The following is a 20,513-nucleotide window of genomic DNA, read 5'->3' on the forward strand; positions in this document are numbered from 1 at the left end:
ACTCACTCATTCCGTTCACTCGACCGTCACGGACTTCGCCAGATTGCGCGGCTGGTCCACCTCGTTGCCGCGGGCGGTGGCCAGTTCGCAGGCGAAGACCTGCAACGGCACGGTTGCCACCAGTGGCTGAAGCAGCGTAGGCGTAGCGGGGATCCAGATCAGATGGTCGGCGTACGGAACGACCGCCTCGTCGCCCTCCTCCGCGATGACGACGGTGCGAGCGCCTCGGGCCCGGATCTCCTGGATGTTCGACACGATCTTCTCGTGGAGCACCGACCGGCCGCGCGGCGACGGCACGACCACCACGACCGGCAGATCGTTCTCGATGAGCGCGATCGGTCCGTGCTTGAGCTCACCCGCGGCAAAGCCCTCGGCGTGCATGTACGCGAGTTCCTTGAGCTTCAACGCGCCTTCGAGCGCCACCGGGTAACCCACATGGCGCCCGAGGAAGAGGACGGTGTCCTGGTCCGCCAGCGAGCGGGCCAGCTCACGCACCGGCTCCATCGTCTCCAGGACCCGTTCGACCTGCCCCGGCACCTCGGAGAGCTGACGGACGACGGTCCGGATCTCGTCGCCCCACTTCGTGCCGCGGGTCTGGCCGAGATACAGCGCGACGAGATAGCAGGCGACGAGCTGCGTCAGGAACGCCTTGGTCGAGGCGACGGCGACCTCCGGCCCGGCGTGCGTGTACAGCACCGCGTCGGACTCACGCGGAATGGTCGACCCGTTCGTATTGCAGATGGCGAGGACCTTCGCCCCCTGCTCGCGGGCGTGCCGCAGAGCCATCAGCGTGTCCATCGTCTCCCCGGACTGGGAGATCGCGATGACGAGGGTGCGCTGGTCGAGGATCGGGTCGCGGTAGCGGAACTCGCTGGCGAGCTCCGTCTCGCAGGGCAGCCGGGTCCAGTGCTCGATGGCGTACTTGGCGATCATCCCGGCGTGGAACGCGGTCCCGCACGCGACGATGACGACCTTGTCGACCTCCCGGAGCACGTGCGGCGGGATGCGCACCTCGTCGAGGTGGAGCGAGCCCGCGCGGTCGATGCGGCCCAGCAGGGTGTCGGCGACCGCCCTCGGCTGCTCGGAGATCTCCTTGAGCATGAAGTAGTCGTAGCCGCCCTTCTCGGCCGCGGAAGCGTCCCAGTCCACGTGGTACTTGCGGACGTCGGCGGGCTGCCCGTCGAAGTCGGTGACGGTGACGGACTCCCGTCGCAGCTCGACCACCTGATCCTGCCCCAGCTCGATCGCGGACCGGGTGTGCGCGATGAACGCGGCCACATCGGAGGCCAGAAACGCCTCCCCCTCCCCGACCCCGACCACCAGCGGCGAGTTCCGCCGGGCCCCGACCACCACATCCGGCTCGTCGGCATGCACGGCCACCAGGGTGAACGCCCCTTCCAGCTGCCGGCAGACCTGCCGCATCGCCTCCGCCGGATCGCCGCTCGACGAGTAGGCCTCGGCGAGCAGATGGGCGACGACCTCGGTGTCGGTCTCGGACGCCAGCTCGTGGCCGCGCTCGGCGAGTTCGGCGCGCAGCGCGGCAAAGTTCTCGATGATGCCGTTGTGCACGACGGCGACGCGCCCCGCGTTGTCGAGATGCGGATGGGCATTGGCATCGGTGGGAGCGCCGTGGGTGGCCCAACGGGTGTGCCCGATGCCGGTGGTCCCGGCCGGAAGGGGCCGCTCCACCAGCGCCTTCTCCAGATTGACGAGCTTCCCGGCCTTCTTCACGGAAGCCAGCCCGCCGTCCGCGAGAACGGCGATGCCCGCGGAGTCGTATCCCCGGTATTCCAGGCGCTTGAGCCCGGCGACAACAACATCAAGCGCGGACTGCCCACCGACGTACCCGACGATTCCACACATAACGATCCTTTCGTGGTCGCCCTCCCCTCGCTTGGCATCGTCGCAGAAGGGGCGCTGGGCGGCCGGGATCACTCGTCGGCGGAGTCGCGGCAATCCTCTGCGGGCCGCAGCCCCAGGTCCGGTCCTCCTCCCGCGCCCATCGCCGAAGCTCTGCGATCCGCCGGCCCCTCAGACGCAGGCCTCGGACTCGGACCCGGCACCGTCGATCCGGTGCACCGGAGCCGGCCGCTCCGACGGTCCGCGGGGGAGAGACGGGCATCCCGATTCATCCGGCCGCGTCGTCGGAAACGGCGACGTCTGTGTGGCCCCGACGTGAGGTGAAGTCCCTCCGGTTCCGCGCATCGGACGGCTGGAGAACTCACCGCCGTACTGTCCGCGCAGGCTGCTAACCTCCGGTTCTTCGTTGTCTCACCCCGCCCGTCGTCGACACGCCCGCGAGCCGTCCCGCACGCGAGCCCCCACCGGTCGCGTCCGCTCCGAGGACTGTCATGTCACAGACCAGCACCCTGATACGCGCGGAGTTCGACCTCTGCGCGAACATCCCCTCCCTCGCCGATCTGCGCACCTCCGTACTGAACAACGACTGGGAGTCGACCGAGGCGTACTTCGACTTCCTCGACCACGAGGACGACCGGGCGATCGCATCGTCGGTGGTGACCGGCCTAAGCACCGCCGAGCGGTTCCTGGAGCAGGTCGGCCCACGCCCTCGCCCGGCGGCGGTCCGAAGCGCTGGACCCGGTCCGTGCTGAGGTCGCTGCGGATCGGCCGTAGAGGCTGATCCCTGCGGCTGCACCCAGGGGCCCGGTGTCCACCACAGAGGTACGGACGCCGGCCCCTGCCGTCGGGGGCCGTCCTACCCCCTCGCGCCCACCGCCCGTCGCGCCTCGGCCACCACGTCGGGATCGGTCACGAAGTGGGTGTCCTGCTCGGCCGACGCACCCCCGGCGCCGAGCGGCACCCAACCGCCGCCACGCCGGGGCAGCGCCCGGGCCTTGGCGGATAGGTGGACGGCGGCGGCTCCGGCGGAGGTCAGGGCCGGGATGTCGGCGGGGCGCACCCCGCCGCCTGCCATCACCTGCACGCCGGGCGCGGCGGCGACCATCGCGGTGATCGCCGCCACCCCCTCGGCCGCGGTGGGGGCACCGCCCGAGGTGAGGACCCGGGTGAGGCCGAGCGAGGGCAGCAGTGCCGCGGCGGCCACCGGGTCGGCGGACTGGTCGATGGCGCGGTGCAGGGTGATGTCCACCGGGCGGCCCGAGGCGCGGGCCGCTTCGGCGAGCCTGGTGATCGCCACGGTGTCCAGGGCGCCGTCCGCGGTCAGCGCGCCGATCACCACACCGGAGGCGCCCGAGGCGATGACGGACCGCACCTCGGCGGCCATCAGCGTGATCTCCTCCGCGTCATGGACGAAATCGCCGGGCCGGCACCTGACCAGCACCTGCACCGGCAGCCCCTCCCCCGCGACCGCCTCCACGAGGGCCGCCGACGGGGTCAGGCCGCCCAGCTCCAGGGCGATGCAGAGCTCGACCCGGTCGGCGCCGTTCTCCCGGGCGGCGCGGGCACCGGCCGGTGAGGTGACGGCGATCTCCAGAGCGGGGTGTGCGGTCACTCGTCGTCCCCGGTCAGCGGCTGGTCGGAGGCGGGGATGATACGGGCCGACAGGTCCGGGTCGGCCATCTCGCGGTCGAAGGGGAACATCGGGCGGCGGATGCGGTGGTGGCCCAGACGTACCAGGTCCTGGTCCACCCCGCCCGGGGTGAGCGCCATCTTCCAGCCGACCGACATGTCGAAGAGTTCGGGCTCCAGGTAACCGATCTTCACGATCACGATGTCGGCACCGCGCGGGTCGAGGTCCAGGTCGGTGAAATCGTGCTCGTGGTGGTACGGCTTGCGGAGTCCGGTGAGAATCGCGTACACGCTGCCGACCCGGATGACGACCTCGGTCCTGGCGTCACGGTCGCCGTGCCGAATGGCATGCACCACACCGGTCAGGGTGACCGGACCCGCGTGCCGGTCGTCCACCTCGGCGCCGGCGGTGACCGTGACGGTGGCGCCGACACCGGCGGCGACGGCGGTCTCGACGGCGGCAGGTCCGGGCACCGAGGCGTAGATGACGGTCGGTCCGTCGTCCTTCTGGAACTCCGGGCGGGTCAGCAACCGGGTCAGGCCCCAGGTCACGTCACCGGCGCCGCCGGCGGTCGGGTTGTCCCCGGTGTCGCTGATGAAGTACGGGCGCCGGTCGGAGACCAGGGCCTCGTCCAGGATGCCGTCGAAGGTGCCGGTCGGGGCGACGAAGTCGAAGTCGTCGCGGACCTTCCAGAAACCCTGGGCCAGGCGCTCGGAGCCGGCCGACACGGCGGCCCGGTCGGTGCCGGTGACCACCACCACGGCGCGGTTGCGCGGTTCGTCGGCCCAGGCGTAGCCGACCCATATCGCGGCGTCGATCACACCGTCCATGGCCTCGACCTCGTCCACGGCCGCGTACACGCTCCTGGCCGGCTCGATCCGGGTGGAGGTCTGCTCGCCGGCCAGCAGCACCGGCACCGGTACCCACGCCTTGACCGGACGGGGCGCACCGGAGACAAGCAGGTCCACCAGGTTGCGGACGGCCCGCTCCTTGGTCTCCATGTGGTCCTCGTGCGGGGCCATCCGGTAGCAGGTGATCAGGTCGCTGCCGTGGGCGAGTTCTCGGGAGACATTGCCGTGCAGGTCCATCGAGGTGGAGATGATCACGTCGGGGCCGACGGTGGCGCGGATGCGCTCCAGCAGCACCGCCTCGGCGTCGTCGACGCCCTCCACGGTCATGGCGCCGTGGATGTCGTACCAGAGGCCGTCCGGCTCGGGCAGCGCGGCGAGCCGTTCGATCAGTTCGTCGGTCAACTCGGCCCAGGCGGCGGCGGTGACGGTGCCGCCCGGCAGCGACTTGCCGACCAGGGCGCCGTGCCAGTCGGCCGCCTCGCGCAGTTCCTCACCGGGCGCGAGGAAGGGGTAACGGTCCAGCACCTCGGCGCCGCGCGAGGGGTGGAAGGCGGGGGCCTGGGTGCGGGCGGGAGAGAAGGTGGACGACTCGATGCCGAGTCCGGCGATGGCTATGACCGGGCGGGCTGCGGCGGTGCGGGATTGCGGCATGGCTCCTCGTAGGGGGTGGAGTGTCAGGCGTGGCGGGGCGCCGGGGCACGGAACGGGTCGGTGCCGCCGACCTCGCGCAGGGCCACGCTCAGGGCTCGCTGCAGGGCGAACTGCCCGGCACCGACCAGTCCGGCGTCGGCGCCCAGGCTGGCCCGCTCGATGGTGAGGTGTTCGGTGACCAGCGGATGGCAGCTCTCGTAGAGCTGGCTGCGCACGGCGGCTACGAACGGCTCCAGGGTGGAGAGGATGCCGCCGAGATAGACGGCGTCCGGGTTGAAGAAGTTGACGTTGGTCGCGAGCACTTGGCCCAGGTAGTCGCCGGCCCTGCGGACCGCGCGAGTCGCTTCCGGGTCCGCGTCGACGGCCAACCGGGCCACGTCCTCGGTGCTGCTGACGTCGGCCCCGCGCTCGCGCAGGATGCGGACCAGGGCGGCACCGGAGGCCACGGTCTCCAGACAGCCGGTGTTCCCGCAGGAACAGGGGATGTCGGCGCCGCCGTCGATCCGGATATGGGTGATGTCACCGGCCGCGCCGGTGGCGCCCCGGTAGAGACGTCCGTCGGCGATGACCCCGGCGCCGATCGCGGAGCCGATCTTCACCATGATCGCCTGCCGGTGTTCGGCGGGCCGTACGGTGTGCTCGCCGACCGCCATGCAGTTGGCGTCGTTGTCCACGGCGGCCGGGACCCCGAACCGTTCCTCCAGCCAGGCGGTGACCGGGAAACGGTTCCAACCCGGCATCCGGGACGGCAGGACCACCGAGCCCGACGCGATGTCCACCGGTCCGGGCAGCGAGAGCCCGACCCCGCGCAGGTAGCCGCGACCGCGCTGCTCGGCCAACGCCTCCAGGGTCTCGGCGAGCCGGGGCAGGGCCGCCTCCGGGCCGTCGGCGATCACGAAGGGGACGGTCGAGACATCGGTGAGACCGCCGCCGGGCAGCACCACACCGATCCGGGCATGGCGGCCGCCGAGATCGGCGGCGACGGCGAACTCGTCGTTGCCTCCCAGTCTCAGCGCCTTGCGGGGGCGCCCCCCGGTGGAGGACTGGGTGCCCTCCTCGGCGATCAGCCCGCGCTCCACCAGATGGGCCACGGTGAGAGAGATGGTGGAGGCCGCGGCCCCCAGCAGCCCGGCGAGTTCGGCGCGTGACGAGGCCTGGCCCGATGCCACGAGTTCCAGGACCCGAGCGGCGAGGGCCGGAGTGCTTTTCATGGCCTTGCGGTCCCCTGCACTTATTCCAGTCATGTACGAAGTAACTTCCGCAATGGTGTGTGTGGCGAGAGACGATACGCCCGCACTTGGCGCGGGGGAACAGCCTCGCGAAGGAAGTGGGCCGATCCCGAAACCCCATCAATCCACCCAAATCCACCCAATGAAGTGGGTCGATCGGAGTGAGGGGACTTTTTTCGGTGACGCAGTTACTTACTTTTTACTAATTCTTGTTTGTTTCTTCGGAGTGTCCGGCGTTAGCTGTCGTGAACGCAGTGCCGGTCCTGGGACACACAGGGGCCCATTCACTCTGAGGAGAGTCATGTTCCTTGCTCACACGGCGAACAGCCGCCGCTGGGCCCTCGTCGCGGGCGCCGCTGTCACCGCGGGTGCTCTGCTGACCGGCTGTTCCGGCGGCGGCACGTCGTCGTCCGCGTCCGGCTCTTCGGACACCATCAACTACGCGCTGCCGGCCAACTTCACGCCGAACTGGATTCTCCCGATCGGCACCGCCGCGCACCTGAACACCAACAACTCCTCCATATCCCAGTCCCTCTGGGAGCCGCTGATCGCGTACGACGGCTCCACCGGCAAGGTCGGCTGGAACAAGGACAACTCGCTGGCCACCGCCGCCGACTTCGCCAAGGACAGCAAGAGCGTCACGATCACGCTCGGCGACCGGAAGTGGAGCGACGGCAAGCAGATCACCTCCCGCGACGTGGAGTTCTGGTTCAACCTGGTCAAGGCCAACAAGGCCGACTGGGCCAGCTACAGCCCGGGCAAGGCGCCGGACAACTGGACCTCGCTGAAGATCGTCGACGACACGCACTTCACCCTCACCTTCGACCGTGCGTACAACCAGCAGTGGATGCTCGCCAACGAGTTGAGCATGATCCGTCCGATGCCGCAGCACGTCTGGGACAAGACCGGCGACTCGGACGCCGTGTCGGACCTCGACCGCACCCCTGCGGGCGCCAAGAAGGTCTGGTCGTACCTGAACGACGCGGCCAAGAAGATCTCCGGCTACGCCACCGACCCGCTCTGGAAGACGGTCAGCGGCCCGTACACCATCAAGTCGTTCTCCACGGCCGGCAAGGTCAACCTGACCGCCAACGCCGCGTACGACGGCGGTGGCAAGGCCAACATCAAGAACGTGAACCTGCTGCCGTTCACCACCACGGACGCCGAGGAGAACGCCCTCCGGGCCGGCACGGTCGACTACGGCTACATCAACGCCACCAACCTCAGCCAGGAGTCGTCCTTCACCTCCAAGGGCTACGCGGTGAAGCCGTGGTCGGGCTGGGCCATCACCTACATGCCCTACAACTTCAACAACCCGGCCATGGGCGCGGTCTTCAAGCAGCTCTACGCCCGCCAGGCGATCCAGATGTCGGTGGATCAGACCACCCTCTCCAAGGTCGTCTTCAACGGCACCGCGGTCCCCACCTACGGCCCGATCCCGCAGGGCCAGAGCTCGTCCTTCGTCTCGTCGGACCAGAAGAACAACCCGTACCCGTTCTCCACCGCCAAGGCGAAGGAGCTGCTGACCGGCCACGGCTGGACCGAGCAGGGCGGCACCATGGTGTGCACCGACCCGGGCACCGGAGACAGCCAGTGCGGCGCCGGCGTGGACAAGGGCACCAAGTTCCGGATGCAGGTGCTCTCGCAGTCCGGTTCCACCGTGACCGACAACATGATGAGCGCCCTGCAGTCGTCGTTCGCCAAGACCGGCATCGACTTCTCCATCAAGACCGCCCCGGTCAACTCGGTCCTCGCGCAGTCCGGCCAGTGCAAGGCCGACGACGCCGGCTGCAAGTGGCAGCTGTCGTTCTTCGGCACCGCGGGCAGCTGGTACTTCCCGGCCTACCCGAGCGGTGACTCCCTCTTCGCCACCGGCGGCGGCTCCAACTTCGGCAGCTACAGCAACCCCGACGTGGACAAGCTGATCACCCAGACCACCACGTCAGCCTCCGACGAGGCGGTGCAGCAGTACAGCGCCGCCCTGGCCAAGGACCTTCCGGTCATCTGGCTGCCGGAGCCGGACTACCAGGTCTCCGTGGTCAAGAAGGGCCTGGACGGCTTCGCCCAGGACTCGCTCGCCAACTTCCACCCCGCCATGTGGAAGTGGACCACCAAGTGAGCCCGGTCGGTGACCACGCGTACCACTGAGCCGAAGCGACCGGAAAACACATGAGCACTTCCTCGTACCTGACCAGACGAGTTCTCCAAGCCGTCGTGGTGATCGTCATCGTGACGATCGTGGTCTTCGGTCTGCTGCACGCCCTGCCCGGGGGTCCCGCTCGCGGGATCCTCGGCCCGCAGGCCACGGCGCAGCAGATCGCGTCCTTCAACCACGAGCAGGGCCTCGACAAGCCCCTCCCCGTGCAGTACTTCTACTACCTGAATCAGCTGCTGCACGGCGACCTCGGAACCTCGTACACACTCAATGAGCCGGTCTCCCAGCTCATTACCGAGCGGCTGGCCAAGACCCTGCTCCTCACCGCCCTGTCGGCGGTCGTCGGCCTCGTGCTGGCGATCCCGTTGGGCATGTGGCAGGCGGTCCGGCGCAACAAGCCGGTCGACTACGTCATCACCACGCTGAGCTTCATCGCCTACTCCACGCCCGTCTACTTCCTCGGGCTGATCCTGGTGCTGGTGTTCAGTCAGGCGCTGCCGTGGTTCCCGTCCCAGGCTCCGCAGGGGGACACGCTCGCCCAGGTGCTCGCCGACCCGCAGGCGCTGGTGCTGCCGGTCGTCGCCGGTGCCGCCTCGATGATCGCGGTGTTCAGCCGCTACATGCGGGCGGCCACCCTGGAGAACCTCTCCGAGGACTACGTCAGGACGGCGCGGGCCGGCGGTTCCCGCTCCCGCGCCATCCTGTGGCGTCATGTGTTCCGCAACTCGCTGACGCCGGTGGTCGCCATGCTCGGCTACTACGTGCCGGTGCTGTTCGGCGGCGCGCTGGTGGTCGAGCAGCTCTTCAACTACCCCGGTATGGGCCTGCTCTTCTGGACGGCCGCACAGTCGTCCGACTACCCGGTGCTGCTGGGCTGTGTGCTGGTCATCGCGACCGCCACGGTGGTCGGCACACTGCTCGCCGACATCGTCCAGCGGATCATCGACCCCCGAGTGAAGGCAGGCCGGGCATGAGCGCCGTCATCCAGCCGGGCCAGGCGCCCACCACGGCCACCGCCGCCGACAGCCCGTCCGGCTACCGGCTCGCCGTCCGGCGCTTCCTGCGCAACCGGCTCGCCGTGGTCGGGCTCGGCGTCGTGGTCTTCTTCTTCCTGCTCTGCTTCGTCGGTCCGCTGGTGTACTCCACCGACCAGACCCACACGATGCTCCAGCAGGTCAATCTCGCACCCAGCGGCTCGCACTGGCTCGGCACCGACGCGGTCGGCCACGACGAACTGGGCCGGCTGATGTACGGCGGCAAGGTGTCGCTCATCGTCGGTCTGGCCGCAGGCATCCTGGCCACGGTGATCGGCACCCTGTGGGGCGCCGTCGCCGGCTACGCGGGCGGCTGGATCGACGCGGTCATGATGCGGATCGTGGACGCGGGGATCGCCATCCCGGCGCTCTTCATCCTGCTGGTGGTCTCGGCCATCACCACCCCGGGCCTGACGGGGCTGATCGTCATCCTGGGCTTCGTCTCCTGGCTGGTGCCGTCCCGGCTGATCCGGGCCGAGACGCTGAGCCTGAAGAACCGCGACTACGTCCTGACCCTGCGGGCCATCGGCGGAACGCACGCCCGGGCGATCACCCGGCACATCCTGCCGAACTCGGTCTCGACCATCATCGTCGCGGCCACGTTCCAGATCGCCGACGCCATCCTGCTGGTCGCCTACGTCTCCTACCTGGGCCTGGGCGTCCAGCCGCCGGCCACCGACTGGGGCGGCATGCTCTCGGCCGGTCTCACCGCCGCGTACTCCGGCTACTGGTGGCTCATCCTGCCGCCGGGCCTGGCCATCATCCTGGTGGTGTGGGCGTTCAACGCGATCGGGGACGGGCTCCGCGACGCATTCGACGTGAGGGGACGCGGATGACCGCCACCCAGGGCTCCGCCGCCCCGCCGGCCGGGCCGATTCTCGAACTCGACGGCCTCGGCGTCGTCTTCACCACCGAGACCGGCGAAGTTCCGGCCGTCCGGGGCGTCTCCCTGCACGTCAGCCCCGGTGAGACGCTCGCCCTGGTCGGCGAGTCGGGCTCCGGAAAGTCCACCATCGCGCTGGCCGCGATGGGACTGCTGGACGGCAACGCCCGCGCCACCGGCTTCGCCACCATCGCCGGCACCCCGGTGGTCGGTGCCCGTGAGGCCGATCTGGCGGCGCTGCGCGGCCGGACCGTCTCCATGGTGTTCCAGGAGCCGGCCACCGCACTGGACCCGCTGACCCGGATCGGCAAGCAGATCGCCGAGGTGATCCGCAACCACCGCCAGGTGTCCGCCAAGGACGCCGCCGCCGAGGCCGTCGAACTCCTGCGCAAGGTCGGCATCCCCGAGCCGGAGAGGCGGGCCACCGCCTACCCCTTCCAGCTCTCCGGCGGACAGCGTCAGCGGGTGGTCATCGCCATGGCCATCGCCAACGAGCCCGCCCTGCTGATCGCCGACGAGCCGACCACCGCGCTGGACGTCACGGTGCAGGCCGAGATCCTGGACCTGCTGCGCCGGCTCGCCGTCGAGACCGGCACCGGTGTCCTGCTGGTCACGCACAACATGGGCGTCGTCGCGGACTTCGCCGACCGGGTCGCCGTGATGTACCAGGGTGAGATCGTGGAGACCGGACCCGTCGAGGACGTGCTGCTCCGACCGTCCCACGACTACACCAAGCGGCTGCTGGCCGCGGTACCCCGGCTGTCGGTCGCGGAGGCGGGCCGGCCGGCCGCGCCGGCCGCCGCCCCCCGCCCGGACACCGATCCTGTGGTCGAACTCCGCGACATATCCGTGGTGTTCGGTCGCGGCAAGGGCGCCGTGCGGGCTCTGGACGGGGTCTCCCTCGCCGTCCACGCCGGGGAGACCCTGGGTCTGGTGGGCGAGTCGGGTTCCGGCAAGTCCACCGCGTCCCGGGTCGCGCTCGGTCTGATCCCGCCGAGTTCCGGCACCGTCTCACTGTTCGGCACCGACCTGGGCCGCACCCGGTCCCGGGCCCGCCGGGCGCTGCGGGCCGGTATCGGCGTGGTCCTCCAGGACCCCGTGGCCTCGCTGGACGCCCGGATGACGGTCGGCGAGTGCATCGCCGAGCCGCTCAGGGTGCACCGCCGTGAGCTCTCCGCCAAGGACCGCCGGAGCAAGGTGGCCGACGTCCTCGACCGGGTCCGGCTGCCGCGTGAACTCGCCCGGCGCGCCCCCCGGGAGCTGTCCGGCGGTCAGCGCCAGCGGGTCAGCCTGGCCCGCGCCCTGGTCCTGGAGCCCCGGCTGCTGGTCGCCGACGAGCCCACCAGCGCGCTCGACGTGAGCGTGCAGGAGGCGGTACTCGAAGTGATCTCCGAGCTCCAGCACGAGCTGGGCTTCGCCTGTCTTTTCGTCTCCCACGACCTGGCCGTCGTACAGCACTTCGCGCAGCGCGTCGTGGTGATGCGGGCCGGCCGGATCGAGGAGCAGGGCCCCACCGGCGCGACCCTGCTGCACCCGGAGACCGACTACACCCGCCGGCTGCTGGCCGCCGTGCCGGTGCCCGACCCGGTGATCCAGCGCGGCCGCAGAGCCGAACGTCTGGCCACCCTGGCAGCCGGCCGGACGGAGGCCCAGGTATGAGCTTCCGTGACCGTACGCTCTTCGCCGGAGTGGACATCGGCGGCACCACGACCCAGGTGGTGGTCTGCGCAGAGGACCTCACCGTGCTGGACCGCTCGGAGGTGGCGACCCCGGCGGCCGACGGCGGCCGGGCCATGATCGGCGCGGCCCTGGGCGCGCTGGCCCCGCTGCTGGAGCGCACCCCCGGCCGGCTCGCCGGCTGCGGGGTCGGCGCGGCCGGCGTGGTGGACGCCGCCACCGGCCGCATCCTGGTGGCCAGCGACTCCTTCTCCGGCTGGGCCGGTTTCGCGGTGACGGACGCCGTCGAGGAGGCGCTGGGGGTCCCGGCGTTCCTGGACAACGACGTCAACGCCTTCCTCTACGGGGAGGTGTCCGGCGGCGCCGTGCGCGGCGAGTCGGACGTCCTCGGGATGACGCTGGGCACCGGGGTCGGCGGCGCGTTGTGGACCGGCGGCGCGCTGTTCGCCGGGCCGCACGGCGCGGCCGGCGAGATCGGGCACATCCCCGGCTTCGGTGATCTGCTCTGCTCGTGCGGCGGCCGGGGCCATCTGGAGACCCTGGCCTCCGGACGTTCCATCGGCGCCCGTTACGCGGAGCGCACCGGCCGCCGGCTGACCGCCCGCGAGGTCGCACAGGCCGCCGGCCGCGGTGACCAGGACGCCCTCGCGGTGTACGACGCCGCCGCTGCCGGGATCGCTCAGGCGATCGTGATGACGGCGGGCGTCGTCGACATCACCACGGTGGTGGTCGGTGGCGGGGTCAGCCGGGCCTGGTCCCTGCTGGAACCCCTCATCCTGTCGTCGCTGGCCGCCGACCCACCGGTCAGCGGCCACCCGGTCCGGCTGGTCAAGGCGGCCCTCGCCTCCGACGCGGTGCCGGTCGGCGCCGCGGCGCGGGCCCGACGGGAGCTGATGGTGAAGGCCGGGGTCTGAGGCGGCCCGGTCTCGGGCGACACCCGTACGCTCCGGTGCCACGTGCCCTGTGCGGCGCAGCACCGGAGCGGGCCCTCCGAGACCGGCCCCCGCTCCCCGGTCGCCCGGGGATCCACACCCCACGTGACCGACCCCACCCCCCACTCGGTTGAAACTCCCGCAACAATGAACCTGTGATCACTTCGCCGCCACGGAGCACCCAGCGACGCGCCGAGCACGCTTCGACGCCGTACGTCGACCTGTCGCGTGCCGAATGGAGTGCCCTGCGCGACAAGACCCCGCTGCCGCTGACCGCCGCCGAGGTCGAGCAGCTGCGCGGGCTCGGGGACGTCATCGACCTCGACGAGGTACGGGACGTCTACCTGCCGCTCTCCCGGCTCCTGAACCTCTACGTCCAGGCCACCTCCGGCCTGCGCGGCGCCCTCAACACCTTCCTCGGGGACGCGGGCAACGGCCACGGTGCGCAGCGCGGCACTCCTTTCGTCATAGGGGTCGCGGGCAGTGTCGCCGTCGGCAAGTCCACCAGTGCCCGTATCCTCCAGGCGCTGCTGGCCCGCTGGCCCGAGCACCCCCGGGTCGAGCTGGTGACCACGGACGGTTTCCTGCTGCCGATGAAGGAGCTCCAGGCGCGCGGGCTGATGTCGCGCAAGGGGTTCCCGGAGTCGTACGACCGACGCGCCCTGACCCGTTTCGTCGCCGACATCAAGGCCGGCAAGGACGAGGTGACGGCCCCCGTCTACTCGCACCTGATCTACGACATCGTGCCGGGCGAGCGGCTCACGGTGCGCCGCCCCGACATCCTGATCGTCGAGGGCCTCAACGTGCTGCAGCCCGCGCTGCCCGGCAAGGACGGCCGCACCAGGGTCGGGCTCGCCGACTACTTCGACTTCAGTGTGTACGTGGACGCGCGGGCCGAGGACATCGAGACCTGGTATCTCAACCGCTTCCGCAAGCTGCGCGAGACCGCGTTCCAGAACCCGTTCTCGTACTTCCGCAAGTACACACAGGTCTCCGAGGAGGAGGCCATGGAGTACGCCCGCACCATGTGGCGGACCATCAACAAGCCCAACCTGCTGGAAAATGTCGCCCCCACCCGGGGCCGTGCCACCCTGGTGCTGCGGAAGGGCCCGGATCACAAGGTCCAACGTCTGTCGCTGCGCAAGCTCTGAGAACCCGACCTCCCGGGAGTACCCGCGTGCTGCACCTGCGCCTGATCGTCCCCGCCGACCGTACGGACGAGGTGCTCCATCTCGTCGAGCACACCGTCGGCGCCACGCATCTGGTGGTACTGCCGGCGGCCGCCCGTGACCCGGCGGGCGACGTGGTGCTGTTCGACGTGGCGCGCGAGGCGGGCGACGAGCTGATCAGCGCCCTGCGCGCACTCGGTGTCGACGAGTCCGGCTCGATCACCGTCGAGCACTCGGACCTGACGCTCTCCTCCCTCGCCGACCGGGCCAAGGAGGAGGCTCCGGGCGAAGGTGTGGACGCCGTGCTCTGGGAGAAGCTGACGGACGCGACCCACGAGGAGTCGACGTTCAGCGTCACCTATGCGGCGTTCCTGGCGGTCGCGACGATGCTCGCCGCCTGCGGTGTGATGCTCGACAACGCGATCCTGATCGTGGGCGCGATGGCGGTGGGCCCGGAGTTCGGACCGCTGGCCGGTATCTCCACGGCGCTGGTGCAGCGCGCCCCGCGTCTGGCGTGGCGTTCGCTGTGGACGCTGATCGCCGGGTTCGCCGTCGCGATAGTGGTGACGGTCGGATTCGCCTGGATGATGAACGCCTTCGGGCTGTTCACCGAGGCGATGATCGAGGCGGCCAGGCCCAACACGGCGTTCATCTGGAAGCCGGACTGGATGTCGTTCGTGGTGGCCTTCCTGGCGGGCATCGCCGGGACGCTCTCCCTCACCTCGACCAAGTCCGGGGCACTGATCGGCGTCGCGATCTCGGTGACGACCGTGCCGGCCGCGGCCAATGCGGCGGTGGCGTTCAGCTACCGGGACTACGGGCAGATGTGGGGCTCGGTGGGCCAGCTGATGGCGAACCTCGCCGGGATCGTGCTCGCGGGGACGCTGACACTGCTGCTGCAGAAGGCGCTGTGGGCGGTCCGGCGCCGCCGGACCGCCGCCGCGGCGACAAGCCGCGCCTGAGAGAAGCGCCTGAGGGGCTCGATGCGTGCATCGGGCCCCTCAGGCGTTCGGTGACAGTCAGCCGTTCGGCGACAGCGGGACGACGCGCTACCCGAGCGCGGACTTCACCACATCGGCCAGTCGCCCGGCGACGGACCGCGCCTGCTCGATGTCGGCCGCCTCGACCATGACCCGCACCAGTGGCTCGGTACCCGACTGGCGCAGCAGTACGCGGCCGGTGTCACCCAGCTCGCGCTCCGCCTCGTCGATCGCTGCCGACAGCTCCGCCGACGTCTCCACCCGGGACTTGTCGACGTCCGGGACGTTGATCAGGATCTGCGGGAGCCGCTGCATGACGCCGGCGAGTTCGGCGAGCGTACGGCCGGTGGCGACGACCCTGGCCGCCAGCAGCAGGCCGGTCAGCGTGCCGTCACCGGTCGTGGCGTGGTCGAGGACGATGACATGACCGGACTGCTCGCCGCCCAGCGCGAAGCCCTCGGCCTTCATCGACTCCAGCACGTACCGGTCGCCGACGGCGGTCTGGACGACGTGTATGCCCTCGCGCTCCATGGCGATCTTGAAGCCGAGGTTGGACATGACCGTGCCGACCACGGTGTCCTTGCGCAGTTGTCCGGCCTCGCGCATGGCGAGGGCGAGCACGGCCAGGATCTGGTCGCCGTCGACCTCCTCGCCCGAGGCGTCCACGGCGAGGCAGCGGTCGGCGTCGCCGTCGTGCGCGATACCGAAGTCGGCGCCGTGCTCGACGACGGCGGCCTTCAGCAGGTCCAGATGGGTGGATCCGCAGCCGGCGTTGATGTTCAGACCGTCGGGGGACGCACCGATCGTGATCACCTCGGCGCCGGCCCGTGCGAAGGCCTCGGGCGAGACCCGGGCGGCCGCGCCGTGCGCCTCGTCGAGGACGATCTTCAGCCCGTCGAGCCGGTTCGGCAGGACCGCGACAAGGTGCGCCACGTACCGGTCGAAGCCTTCCGCGTACTCCGTGACACGGCCCACACCGGCACCGGTCGGACGCTCCCACGGCGCACCGGTGCGGTGCTGCTCGTACAGGGTCTCGATCCGGTCCTCGAGCTCGTCGGAGAGCTTGTGGCCACCGCGGGCGATGAACTTGACCCCGTTGTCCGGCATGGCGTTGTGACTGGCGGAGAGCATCACGCCCAGGTCGGCGCCCAGCGCGCCGGTGAGGTACGCCACCGCGGGGGTGGGCAGCACACCGACGCGCAGGACGTCCACGCCCGCGCTCGCCAGACCGGCCACGACGGCGGCCTCCAGGAACTCTCCGGACGCGCGTGGGTCACGGCCCACCACGGCTGTCGGCCGCCGCTCACCGTCGAGGGTGCCCGTCTCGGCAAGTACATGCGCCGCAGCGACCGACAGGCCGAGCGCGAGCTCGGCCGTCAGATCCGCATTGGCGACACCGCGTACACCGTCCGTGCCGAAGAGTCGTCCCACTGGTGTCCTCCGAAGATGCTCCGAAACCGAACCGCAAAAACAAAACAAGCCATCACAAGTCAAAACGACTCAGGGCAAGACGCAAGGCGAGACGCGTGGCGACGCGAAGAGTGATGCCGACCAGGGCGGGCCTATGAACGTCTCATGCCGTTATACGCCCGTGGGCGTCTATAGACGAACGCCCCGGAAGCACGAGAAGTGCCGCCGGGGCGAACGTGTGAAGCAGTTGAGCAGGCGATTTAGCGCTTGCTGTACTGCGGGGCCTTACGGGCCTTCTTGAGACCGGCCTTCTTGCGCTCGACCGCACGGTCGTCGCGGGAGAGGAAGCCGGCCTTCTTCAGCGGGGCGCGGTTGTTGTCCACGTCCGCCTCGTTCAGCGCACGGGCGACACCGAGGCGCAGGGCACCGGCCTGACCCGAGACGCCGCCACCCGAGATACGGGCGATGACGTCGTAGCGGTTGTCGAGCTCGAGCACCTTGAAGGGCTCGTTGACTTCCTGCTGGTGCACCTTGTTGGGGAAGTAGTCCTCAAGGGTGCGACCGTTGATCTTCCACTTGCCGGTGCCCGGAACGATCCGGACGCGGGCGATGGCGTTCTTCCGACGGCCAAGGCCGGCGGCGGGCTGCGGGTCGCCGAAGCGGGACGCCAGCGACTCGCTGGTGTACTCGCCCTCGACGGGAACCTCCGACTCGAAGGTGGTCACCTCGGCGAAGACCTCTTCGCCCTCGGTGCCCTCGACGGGGTTCTCAACAGTGGTCTCGGCCACGATTCTCCTCAGATCTTTCTTTATGTCTTAGGGGGAGGCCGGAACTACTGCGCGACCTGGGTGATCTCGAACGGGACCGGCTGCTGAGCAGCGTGCGGGTGCTGGTCGCCCGCGTAGACCTTGAGCTTCGAGAGCATCTGACGGCCCAGGGTGTTCTTGGGGATCATGCCCTTGATGGCCTTCTCGACGGCCTTCTCGGGGTTCTTCGAGAGGAGCTCGTCGTAACGCACGGAACGGAGACCGCCCGGGAAGCCCGAGTGGCGGTACGCCATCTTCTGGGTCTTCTTGTTACCGGAGAGGTGAACCTTCTCGGCGTTGATGATGATGACGAAGTCGCCCATGTCCATGTGGGGGGCGTAGATCGCCTTGTGCTTGCCTCGGAGGAGGTTCGCAGCCGTGGTGGCCAGGCGCCCCAGGACGATGTCCTCGGCGTCGATGATGTGCCACTGGCGAGTGACATCGCCGGGCTTGGGGCTGTACGTACGCACTTCGTAGCCTTCGCTTCTTCAGTGGATGAGGTCCAGACACATGGCACCCCTGAAGCGATCATGCAGCTGGGGCCCACAATGCCGGGAACGCTGCCCGTATGCGAGCCACTGGTAACTGCTCCAGAGAACCTACGTAAGGGCTCTTCGCGTGAGAACGACGAAGCCCATACGTATAACAACCCCCGACAGTACCCGCACCGCCCGGGACGGGTCAAAACGCGCCGCCTCTACCGTTCCCGCACGACCCTGCGCTCGTCCCACACCGGCTCCGTGGTCTCGCGCACGACCCCGTCCGACCCGAACACCAGATAGCGGTCGAACGACTTCGCGAACCACCGGTCGTGCGTGACGGCCATCACGGTCCCGTCGTACGCCTCGAGACCGTCCTGCAGCGCCTCCGCCGACTCCAGGTCCAGGTTGTCCGTCGGCTCGTCCAGCAGCAGCGCAGTGGTCCCCGCCAGCTCCAGCAGCAGGATCTGGAACCGCGCCTGCTGCCCGCCGGACAGCTTCTCGAAGGGCTGGTCCCCCTGCCGCTCCAGCTCGTACCGGCGCAGTACGGACATGGCCCCGCCCCGGTCCTTCGCGTGCTCGGTCCACAGGATCTCGACGAGTGTGTGCCCCATCAGCTCCGGATGGGCGTGCGTCTGCGCGAAGTGCCCGGGCACGACCCGCGCGCCCAGCTTCCACTCGCCCGTGTGCGCCACCGGCTCCCCGGCCAGCAGCCGCAGGAAGTGAGACTTGCCCGACCCGTTCGAGCCGAGGACGGCGACCCGTTCCCCGTAGAAGATCTCCAGGTCGAACGGTTTCATCAGCCCGGTCAGTTCGAGCCCCTTGCAGGTCACGGCCCGCACACCGGTCCGGCCACCGCGCAGCCGCATCTTGATGTCCTGCTCGCGCGGCGGCTCCGGCGGCGGCCCCGCGTCCTCGAACTTCTTGAAGCGGGTCTGCATGGCCCGGTAGCGCGACGCCATGTCGGGGCTGATCGCCGCCTGCTGCCGCAGCCGGTGGACCAGCGCCTTCAGCCGGGCGTGCTCCTCCTCCCAGCGCCGCAGCAGCTCCTCGAACCGCGCGAACCGGTCCTTGCGGGCCTGGTGGTACGTATCGAAGCCGGCGCCGTGCACCCACACATCGCTGCCCGCCGGGCTGGGCTCCACGCTGACGATCTTCTCCGCGGCCCGGGAGAGGAGCTCCCGGTCGTGGGAGACGAAGAGCACCGTCTTCCGCGTCTCCTTGAGCTTCGACTCCAGCCACCGCTTGCCGGGGACGTCGAGGTAGTTGTCCGGCTCGTCGAGCAGCAGCACCTCGTCCGGACCGCGCAGCAGCGCCTCCAGCACGAGCCGCTTCTGCTCACCTCCGCTGAGTGTCCGCACCTCACGCCACTGCGCCTTCTCGTACGGAACACCGAGCGCGGCCATGGTGCACATGTCCCAGACGGTCTCGGCCTCGTATCCGCGGGCCTCCGCCCAGTCGCTGAGGGCCTGCGCGTACTTCATCTGCGCGGCCTCGTCGTCGACGGTGAGGATCAGCTCCTCGGCCCTGTCGACGGCCCGCGCGGCCTCACGGATGCGGGGCTGGGCGACGGAGACGAGCAGATCCCTGACCGTACGGTCGTCCCGGACCGAGCCCACGAACTGCGGCATCACCCCGAGTCCGCCGCTCACCGACACAGTGCCGCCGTGCGGCTGGAGCTCCCCGGACAGGAGTCGCAGCAGCGTCGTCTTCCCGGCGCCGTTCGCGCCGACGAGGGCGACGACGGCCCCGTCCGCGACCCGGAACGAAGCATCGCCGAGCAGCACCCGCCCGTCCGGTAGGTAGTACTCCAGATGGCCCGCTTCAAGATGTCCCATGCACAGCATTGTCACGGCACGCGAAGCCCTGGCCCAACCGGTTTACCTTCCGTCTAGGATTCGCCGCATGAGCTTTGGGCAAGGGGGGCCCTCCTGGGGGCCCGGGGGCAATCAGACTCCGGACTGGGCAGCGCTGGCCGAGGCATCCGCCGCGCGGAGCCGTCGCAAGAAATGGCTGCTGATCGGCGGCGGCGCGCTCGCCACCGCCGCGGTCGCGGCGATCGTCGCCACAGCCGTCATCTCGACCAACGACAACGGCGGCTCCACCGGCTCGGACACGAACGCGAGCCAACTGCCGGGACCCGCCGATCTGCCGTCCGACTCGGCCGCGCCCGAGCCTTCCTTCTCCACGGTGGCGCCGCCGCCCCCGCCGGACCCGAAGGACTACGTCTCCGACGTGAAGAAGGACAAGGCGCCGCTCACCATCGACTCCTTCTACCCGGGCAAGAAGCTGACGATGGGCGACCGCGTGTACGCCAAGGGCGCCACGCACCGCACCACGAACTGCGCGGCGACCACGCAGGGCGCACTCGGCTCGATCCTCATGAACAACGGTTGCGACCAGGTCATCCGTGCCACGTACAGCAGGGCAGGGGTCGCCGTGACCGTCGGTGTCGCGGTCTTCGAGACGGAGGCGCAGGCGAAGAAGTCGGCGCAGCAGGCGTCCGGCGGCCTGGCGTCGCTGAGCGGCGCGGGCGTGCCGACGTTCTGCCGCGGTGGTTCGATCTGCCGTCGTACCACCAACTGGTACGGCCGCTACGCCTACTTCACCATCGGCGGTTTCACGAACGGCAAGAACGTCTCCAAGGCCGACAAGAACGTCTTCACCGTCGGCGACGACCTACGGAACTTCACGTTCCGTCAGATACGCCACCGCGGCGAGGTCCAGGCCTCCGCCGCGGCAACCGCGTCGACCGGCTGATCCGGTC

General features: G+C 69.9%; 17 protein-coding genes. 9 read left to right on the top strand and 8 right to left on the bottom strand.

The window, feature by feature from the left end:
- Positions 1–15: 15 nt before the first annotated feature.
- On the bottom strand, positions 16–1,863 hold the full coding sequence (gene glmS / locus OG963_RS19860; protein ID WP_093773249.1) for a glutamine--fructose-6-phosphate transaminase (isomerizing): 1,848 nt from the start codon (positions 1,861–1,863) through the stop codon (positions 16–18).
- Positions 1,864–2,351: 488 nt separating this feature from the next.
- Between glmS and OG963_RS19865 the strand changes: the two genes are divergently transcribed.
- Positions 2,352–2,612 (top strand): hypothetical protein, encoded by a 261-nt coding sequence (locus tag OG963_RS19865; protein ID WP_093773251.1) that lies wholly within the window; start codon positions 2,352–2,354, stop codon positions 2,610–2,612.
- 104 nt (positions 2,613–2,716) lie between these two features.
- Here OG963_RS19865 and OG963_RS19870 read toward each other — a convergent pair whose 3' ends face one another.
- Genes OG963_RS19870 through OG963_RS19880 form a run of 3 tightly spaced genes read right to left on the bottom strand, consistent with a single transcriptional unit; the run spans position 2,717 to position 6,236 of the window.
- Entirely contained in the window at positions 2,717–3,472 is a 756-nt protein-coding gene (locus tag OG963_RS19870) for a copper homeostasis protein CutC (RefSeq protein ID WP_093773253.1), read from the bottom strand.
- Complete coding sequence (locus tag OG963_RS19875) at positions 3,469–4,992, bottom strand: M81 family metallopeptidase (protein WP_371799292.1); 1,524 nt, start codon at positions 4,990–4,992, stop codon at positions 3,469–3,471. Before OG963_RS19875 ends, OG963_RS19870 begins: the two co-directional genes overlap by 4 nt.
- A 23-nt stretch (positions 4,993–5,015) precedes the next feature.
- Positions 5,016–6,236 (bottom strand): ROK family protein, encoded by a 1,221-nt coding sequence (locus OG963_RS19880; protein ID WP_176902155.1) that lies wholly within the window; start codon positions 6,234–6,236, stop codon positions 5,016–5,018.
- Positions 6,237–6,522: 286 nt separating this feature from the next.
- Here OG963_RS19880 and OG963_RS19885 point away from each other — a divergent pair, with 286 nt between their 5' ends.
- The 7 genes from OG963_RS19885 (at position 6,523) to OG963_RS19915 (ending at position 15,033) form a co-directional block, all read left to right on the top strand.
- Positions 6,523–8,340 (top strand): peptide ABC transporter substrate-binding protein, encoded by a 1,818-nt coding sequence (locus OG963_RS19885; protein WP_093930851.1) that lies wholly within the window; start codon positions 6,523–6,525, stop codon positions 8,338–8,340.
- A 50-nt stretch (positions 8,341–8,390) separates the two neighbouring features.
- Entirely contained in the window at positions 8,391–9,350 is a 960-nt protein-coding gene (locus tag OG963_RS19890; RefSeq protein ID WP_093773262.1) for an ABC transporter permease, read from the top strand.
- Positions 9,347–10,246 (top strand): ABC transporter permease, encoded by a 900-nt coding sequence (locus OG963_RS19895; protein ID WP_093773264.1) that lies wholly within the window; start codon positions 9,347–9,349, stop codon positions 10,244–10,246. Before OG963_RS19890 ends, OG963_RS19895 begins: the two co-directional genes overlap by 4 nt.
- Positions 10,243–11,952 carry an ABC transporter ATP-binding protein gene (locus OG963_RS19900; protein WP_030914211.1) on the top strand — a complete coding sequence of 570 codons (1,710 nt, stop codon included), beginning with the start codon at positions 10,243–10,245 and terminating at the stop codon, positions 11,950–11,952. The genes OG963_RS19895 and OG963_RS19900 overlap by 4 nt, the downstream gene beginning before the upstream one ends.
- The gene (locus OG963_RS19905; RefSeq protein ID WP_093773266.1) at positions 11,949–12,884 is read left to right on the top strand and encodes an ROK family protein; all 936 of its coding nucleotides are present in this window, start codon (positions 11,949–11,951) and stop codon (positions 12,882–12,884) included. The genes OG963_RS19900 and OG963_RS19905 overlap by 4 nt, the downstream gene beginning before the upstream one ends.
- Before the next feature lie 173 nt (positions 12,885–13,057).
- Positions 13,058–14,053: a type I pantothenate kinase gene (coaA, locus tag OG963_RS19910; RefSeq protein WP_030914205.1), complete on the top strand. Its 996-nt coding sequence runs from the start codon at positions 13,058–13,060 to the stop codon at positions 14,051–14,053.
- A 26-nt stretch (positions 14,054–14,079) separates the two neighbouring features.
- Positions 14,080–15,033, top strand: coding sequence for a DUF389 domain-containing protein (locus OG963_RS19915; protein WP_093773268.1), 954 nt, complete (start codon positions 14,080–14,082; stop codon positions 15,031–15,033).
- 87 nt (positions 15,034–15,120) lie between these two features.
- Here OG963_RS19915 and glmM read toward each other — a convergent pair whose 3' ends face one another.
- The 4 genes from glmM to OG963_RS19935 form a co-directional block, all read right to left on the bottom strand.
- Positions 15,121–16,482 (bottom strand): phosphoglucosamine mutase, encoded by a 1,362-nt coding sequence (glmM, locus tag OG963_RS19920; RefSeq protein WP_093930854.1) that lies wholly within the window; start codon positions 16,480–16,482, stop codon positions 15,121–15,123.
- Between the two features lie 239 nt (positions 16,483–16,721).
- Entirely contained in the window at positions 16,722–17,249 is a 528-nt protein-coding gene (gene rpsI / locus OG963_RS19925) for a 30S ribosomal protein S9 (RefSeq protein ID WP_030914197.1), read from the bottom strand.
- 44 nt (positions 17,250–17,293) lie between these two features.
- Positions 17,294–17,737: a 50S ribosomal protein L13 gene (rplM, locus tag OG963_RS19930; RefSeq protein ID WP_030914195.1), complete on the bottom strand. Its 444-nt coding sequence runs from the start codon at positions 17,735–17,737 to the stop codon at positions 17,294–17,296.
- Positions 17,738–17,964: 227 nt separating this feature from the next.
- A complete protein-coding gene (locus OG963_RS19935) occupies positions 17,965–19,593 on the bottom strand; it encodes an ABC-F family ATP-binding cassette domain-containing protein (RefSeq protein ID WP_093773272.1) in 1,629 nt (542 codons plus the stop codon).
- A gap of 58 nt (positions 19,594–19,651) precedes the next feature.
- Here OG963_RS19935 and OG963_RS19940 point away from each other — a divergent pair, with 58 nt between their 5' ends.
- Entirely contained in the window at positions 19,652–20,506 is an 855-nt protein-coding gene (locus OG963_RS19940; RefSeq protein WP_093773274.1) for a hypothetical protein, read from the top strand.
- The last annotated feature ends 7 nt before the right edge of the window (positions 20,507–20,513 follow it).

Origin of the sequence: Streptomyces sp. NBC_01707 (assembly GCF_041438805.1) — a bacterium.
Taxonomy (GTDB): Bacteria; Actinomycetota; Actinomycetes; order Streptomycetales; family Streptomycetaceae; genus Streptomyces.

What these genes read in the sequence shown, in the direction of transcription:
- glmS (WP_093773249.1), bottom strand. Translation starts at nt 1,863, where the DNA reads ATGTGTGGAATCGTCGGGTACGTCGGTGGGCAGTCCGCGCTTGATGTT.
- OG963_RS19865 (WP_093773251.1), top strand. Translation starts at nt 2,352, where the DNA reads ATGTCACAGACCAGCACCCTGATACGCGCGGAGTTCGACCTCTGCGCG.
- OG963_RS19875 (WP_371799292.1), bottom strand. Translation starts at nt 4,992, where the DNA reads ATGCCGCAATCCCGCACCGCCGCAGCCCGCCCGGTCATAGCCATCGCC.
- OG963_RS19880 (WP_176902155.1), bottom strand. Translation starts at nt 6,236, where the DNA reads ATGACTGGAATAAGTGCAGGGGACCGCAAGGCCATGAAAAGCACTCCG.
- OG963_RS19885 (WP_093930851.1), top strand. Translation starts at nt 6,523, where the DNA reads ATGTTCCTTGCTCACACGGCGAACAGCCGCCGCTGGGCCCTCGTCGCG.
- OG963_RS19890 (WP_093773262.1), top strand. Translation starts at nt 8,391, where the DNA reads ATGAGCACTTCCTCGTACCTGACCAGACGAGTTCTCCAAGCCGTCGTG.
- OG963_RS19895 (WP_093773264.1), top strand. Translation starts at nt 9,347, where the DNA reads ATGAGCGCCGTCATCCAGCCGGGCCAGGCGCCCACCACGGCCACCGCC.
- OG963_RS19900 (WP_030914211.1), top strand. Translation starts at nt 10,243, where the DNA reads ATGACCGCCACCCAGGGCTCCGCCGCCCCGCCGGCCGGGCCGATTCTC.
- OG963_RS19905 (WP_093773266.1), top strand. Translation starts at nt 11,949, where the DNA reads ATGAGCTTCCGTGACCGTACGCTCTTCGCCGGAGTGGACATCGGCGGC.
- OG963_RS19935 (WP_093773272.1), bottom strand. Translation starts at nt 19,593, where the DNA reads ATGCTGTGCATGGGACATCTTGAAGCGGGCCATCTGGAGTACTACCTA.
- OG963_RS19940 (WP_093773274.1), top strand. Translation starts at nt 19,652, where the DNA reads ATGAGCTTTGGGCAAGGGGGGCCCTCCTGGGGGCCCGGGGGCAATCAG.